Origin of the sequence: Kitasatospora sp. NPDC093558 (assembly GCF_040683475.1) — a bacterium.
GTDB lineage: Bacteria > Actinomycetota > Actinomycetes > Streptomycetales > Streptomycetaceae > Kitasatospora.
Genome location: NZ_JBFBDY010000298.1, coordinates 1 through 4,370 on the forward strand (window position 1 = coordinate 1; position 4,370 = coordinate 4,370).

Sequence of the window (4,370 nt, forward strand, 5' to 3'; positions counted from 1 at the left end):
TTTTTAGGCCGGGGGGCGTGGTGGTGGTGCGGTGGGGGGGCGGGTGGTGGTGGTTGGCGTGTTTGGTCTGCCGCCCCCGGGGCTTGTTGAGCCCGGGGCGCGCTGGGGTGTGCGCGCCTGCGCCGCCCGAATGGGTGACACGGATGGGAGTTTGACGGCTCGTCACAGAGCTACGGTGACTATTGCGGCGTGAGTGCTTCCAGCGAAGCGCGCGCACATAGTGAGCCCCGGCGGTGCGGTAACACCCCGGGGTATGGCACCAGGAGGAAGAAGGCTCCTAAATGCAGGTTCATCGTATCCCGAAGCATGCCCCCGGCTACACGATTCTCGACAACGGGCATGTCGTCCGTAAGCACTCGCTGAGTTGGGCGGCGCGTGGGCTGCTCGGGTACCTGCTCAGCCTGCCGGACGGCGCTCGTGAAGACGTACGGACGCTCGCCGCCAAGAGCGTCGAGGGGCGCACGACGGTCGCGCGGGCGCTCCGCGAGCTGGAGGCGGCCGGGCACTACGTTCGGCGCACTCAGCGTGACCCTCTGACGGGGCAGGTTCGGACGGTTGTATCGGTGCATGAGGTGCCGGTGGTGGGCAAGGCGGTTCACACGCTGCCGCCGCTTCCCGCACCACCGGCCGCCGGTTGTCCTGGAGCTGGGGAGCCAGGCGCCGGGACTGCGGGAAACCCTTCCGTGAAGGTAAGGAAGTTGACGGAGAAGGATGCTGGAAGGCCGTCCGTCCCTCCCTCCCCGCCGCCGCGCATGACCGAAGGCATGGCGCTGCTCCTCGAACTCGGCCGCCGGGAACCCCGCATGGCGCTCGCGGGCAGGCCGTTGGCGGATCAGGCCGCCATGGTGGAGGGGCTTCTCGCCGGGGGCTGGACGTCTGATGAGCTGACGGGCATCTTGTCGGCCCCGCTCCCGGACCGGATCACCAAAAGCGTCGGCGCGATCCTCTCCTCCCGCCTGTCGGCCGTCCCGCCCGTCCCGCGCCTCCGGCCGGCGACGGTCGGCTCGGAACCGGGGGCGCGGCGCCATGAGTGCCCCGGCCGCGATGGCTTGTGTGGTCGGCCGGTTCCCGAAGAGCGGAGCTTGTGCGCGTCCTGCCGGGATTCGGGCCAGTCTCGCAAGTGAGTGTCCTCAGCTGGGCGTCAACTTGCCCGTGGATGCTCAGACTTCGCTCAGATCACGTTCTCCGGTCCGGCGCCTTCTGTCACCATGACGGCACCTGAACGGCAGGTCGTACCCATGGGGGGATCCATGACAGGGATCGAGGACGTCAGACAGGCCGCCCTTCCACCGTGCCCGAGTTGTGGGAACACGGACGAGGTGGTCGGGGTGCCGGCGGTGTATCACGCGGGGCGGGAGACCGTGAGGGTCACGAGGCCCGCACGGCGCGACGAATCGGAGCGTACGGAGACCCGCCTGGTGTCCACGTCGCTGTCCAGCGCCCTCGCACCGGGGCCCGACATCGGGCCCTCGGCACTTGGCGTTCTGGGGGTGTTCCTGGGGCTGGTGTCCATCGGGACCTTCATCGCCTGGGTCGTCGTCGAGCAGAGGTCCCCGGACACTGCGAAGCACGACCATTCGTTCCTGGCCTGGATTTCACTGGGTGCGCTCCTGGTAGCAACTCCTGTGTTTGTGTACCTGGGGGTGCGCCGGTCGCGGAACAAGCGAGTGATGGCGGGCCGGCCGGTGGCCGAGAAGCTCTGGTCGCAGGGGATGTACTGCCGCCGCTGCGGCACCGTCCACCTCCGTGCCGGACAGGCCGGACACTCCGGGCAGGGCCGGGTCCTGAGCCTGCGGGAGTTCCGAACGATGGTGTGGGAGGCCGGTGGGTACGGTCAGTTGGTCGATCGCCAGGCGGTCTGAAGCGTCCGCGGCCTCCGGGTCCACGTTGAGCCGTCGGCGGCGGCGCGCCCCGAGCATTCGGGGCGCGCCGTTGTCGTGGGGTGTGGTCAGGTGGCGCCGGTCGGGGTCGGCTTGGTGACGTCGAGGTGGTAGTCCACGCCGGTCGAGAACGAACCCGACTCGCCCCGGATGGTCAGCTCGTGGGTGCCGGGCGTGAGCGGGTCCAGGCGTACCCACAGGCCGCACGACCACGTGTTGGCGCTGGCCTCGCTGGTGAAGGGGTTGCCGTCGACGGCGTACATCCGGATCGGGGTCGCGTCGAGCTTCTCGGGCGTCAAGGGGCTGCCGTCCAGGGTCGCGCTGCCCTTGGCGGCGTCCATGAACTCGATGCAGTCGGAGGCCTGGCCGAACAGGTTCACCAGGGGGAACGCGACCGGGGTGCCGACGGGGACGGTGCACGAGCGCTGGACGGTGCCGCCGGTCGTGCCGGCCAGGAACCAGATTCCGTCCTTCTGGCCCTGGGCGCACAGGCGACCGTCCTGGTCGAGGACGGGGTTGCGGGCCTTCACGGTCGATGCCGCCCACGTCCACCACTGGCTCTGCAGCTCCGCCGAGGTGAGCTTCCGCACCGCGACCGGGGTGCTCGGCTCGGGCGACGGTTCGGCCTCCGTGGTGGAGGCGGCCGGCCGGGGTGCGGGCGAGTTGGTGCAGGCCGCGGTCAGGGCGAGGGCGCCGGCGAGGAGAGCCGCCAGTCGTGTGGGACGCATGATCGGAAAGGATAGGGGCTCGCGGAACGGTCGTTCCGTCATTTCTCCGGCGGGCGAAATTCCACCGGGGCCGCGAACGCCGCGCGGCGGGTCGTGCGGCGCAGGGCGCGCAGGACGGGGGTGCCGAGGGTGAGGCACAGGACGACGGTGAGGGCGGCGCGGGGGAGGTCCCAGCCCAAGGACGTCGTGAGGCAGTAGGCGGCGAAGCGGACCAGGTTGGCGGGGAGCGGGTCGCCGGGGACGAAGGAGATGGAGCTCGACAGGCCGCCGATGTACGGCCAGCCCTGGAGGTTCATGATCGTGCCGTAGAGGATGGACGAAAGAGCGCCATAGGCCGCGAGCAGGACGAGTTCGCGGCGCCCGCGCAGGGTCGCGGCGCCGGGCAACAGCCCCGCGCCCAGGCAGACCCAGCCCATCGCGAGCATCTGGAACGGCAGCCACGGGCCGACGCCGCCGGTCAGCAGCGCGGAGGCGAACATCGACAGCGAGCCGAGGACGAACCCGAACCCGGGGCCGAGGACGCGGCCGGACAGCACCATCAGGAAGAACATCGGCTCCAGGCCCGCCGTCCCCGCGCCGAGCGGGCGCAGCGCGGCGCCCGCCGCGGCCAGGACGCCCAGCAGCGCGACGGACTTGGCGTCCAGGCCCGGAGCGCCGCCGCCCGCCGATCGGCCCTCGCTGATCTGCGCGATGACGACGGCCAACAACAGGGGCAGCAGGAGCGCGAACAGCCATGGCGCGTCGGCGGAGTGGCCGACCAGGGCGGACTTGGTCGAGGCGAGCAGCGGCCAGCCGAAGGCCGTCACGCCGACGAGGGACACCAACAGCAGCGCCGCGACCGAGCGACGGCCGAGGGGGACGGGACGAGTCATGCTCCCGCCTCGCTCCGCTCGGCAGGGGCATTCGCCCACGAGCACCTTCTGATGATTCGCTCGCTACGCTCGCTCATGCGCTCAGCGCCTCCGCCACCTGGTGGACGGTGAGCCACGGGCCCGGCGCCAGCACCTTGGCGACCTGCGGCGCGAACGCGGGGGAGGAGACGACGACTTCGGCCGTCGGGCCGTCCGCGACGATCTCGCCCTCGGCCAGGATCACCGTGCGGTGGGCGAGTTCGGCGGCCAGCTCGACGTCGTGGGTGGCCAGCAGGACCGCGTGGCCCTCGGTGGCGAGCCCGCGCAGGATCTCCACCAGCCGGGCCTTGGCGGCGTAGTCGAGGCCGCGGGTGGGCTCGTCGAGGAGGAGCAGCGGGGGCCGGGCGGTGAGGACGACGGCCAGGGCGAGCGTGAGCCGCTGGCCCTCGGACAGGTCGCGGGGGTGGACGGTGTCCGTGATGCCGGGCAGCAGGCGTTCGACCAGTGCGCGGCACGTACCCGCAGGTGCGCCCGCGTCGCTGTCGGCGGCGGCGCACTCGGCGGCGACGCTCTCGCCGTAGAGCAGGTCGCGCGGGTCCTGCGGGACGAGGCCGACCTGGCGGATCAGGTCGGCGGGCCGGGTGCGGTGCGGGGTGCGGTCGCCCACTCGGACGGAGCCGGAGGCGGGCGCGTGCAGGCCGACGAGGCTGCCCAGCAGCGTGGACTTGCCGGCGCCGTTGCGGCCCATCAGCGCGGTGATCTCGCCGGGGCGCAGGGCGAGGTCCACGCCGCGCAGGGCGTGGACGGGGCCGCGCCGGACGGCCAGGCGGTCGGCGGCGGCGAGCGGGGCGCCGGCCGGAACAGCGGGTGCCGCCGGGCGGCGTCCGTCGAGGCGCTCGCGCAGCCCAACG

General features: G+C 72.2%; 5 protein-coding genes and 1 pseudogene. 3 read left to right on the forward strand and 3 right to left on the reverse strand.

All coding sequences use genetic code 11. The features are described from left to right. Positions 1–281: 281 nt before the first annotated feature. The 3 genes and pseudogenes from AB0O00_RS24150 to AB0O00_RS24160 form a co-directional block, all read left to right on the forward strand. Positions 282–491: pseudogene (locus AB0O00_RS24150) on the forward strand (helix-turn-helix domain-containing protein); the annotation flags it as partial. Positions 492–752: 261 nt separating this feature from the next. Beyond that, positions 753–1,124 (forward strand): hypothetical protein, encoded by a 372-nt coding sequence (locus AB0O00_RS24155; RefSeq protein ID WP_363655028.1) that lies wholly within the window; start codon positions 753–755, stop codon positions 1,122–1,124. Positions 1,125–1,418: 294 nt separating this feature from the next. Then, positions 1,419–1,862 carry a hypothetical protein gene (locus AB0O00_RS24160; RefSeq protein WP_363655015.1) on the forward strand — a complete coding sequence of 148 codons (444 nt, stop codon included), beginning with the start codon at positions 1,419–1,421 and terminating at the stop codon, positions 1,860–1,862. 86 nt (positions 1,863–1,948) lie between these two features. On the opposite strand, the gene AB0O00_RS24165 is transcribed toward AB0O00_RS24160, so the two are convergent. The 3 genes from AB0O00_RS24165 to AB0O00_RS24175 form a co-directional block, all read right to left on the reverse strand. After that, positions 1,949–2,608 carry a signal protein gene (locus tag AB0O00_RS24165; protein ID WP_363655017.1) on the reverse strand — a complete coding sequence of 220 codons (660 nt, stop codon included), beginning with the start codon at positions 2,606–2,608 and terminating at the stop codon, positions 1,949–1,951. 38 nt (positions 2,609–2,646) lie between these two features. Beyond that, a complete protein-coding gene (locus AB0O00_RS24170; RefSeq protein ID WP_363655018.1) occupies positions 2,647–3,480 on the reverse strand; it encodes an ECF transporter S component in 834 nt (277 codons plus the stop codon). A gap of 73 nt (positions 3,481–3,553) precedes the next feature. After that, positions 3,554–4,370: ATP-binding cassette domain-containing protein (locus AB0O00_RS24175; protein WP_363655020.1), on the reverse strand; the 817-nt coding region annotated here is incomplete at its 5' end.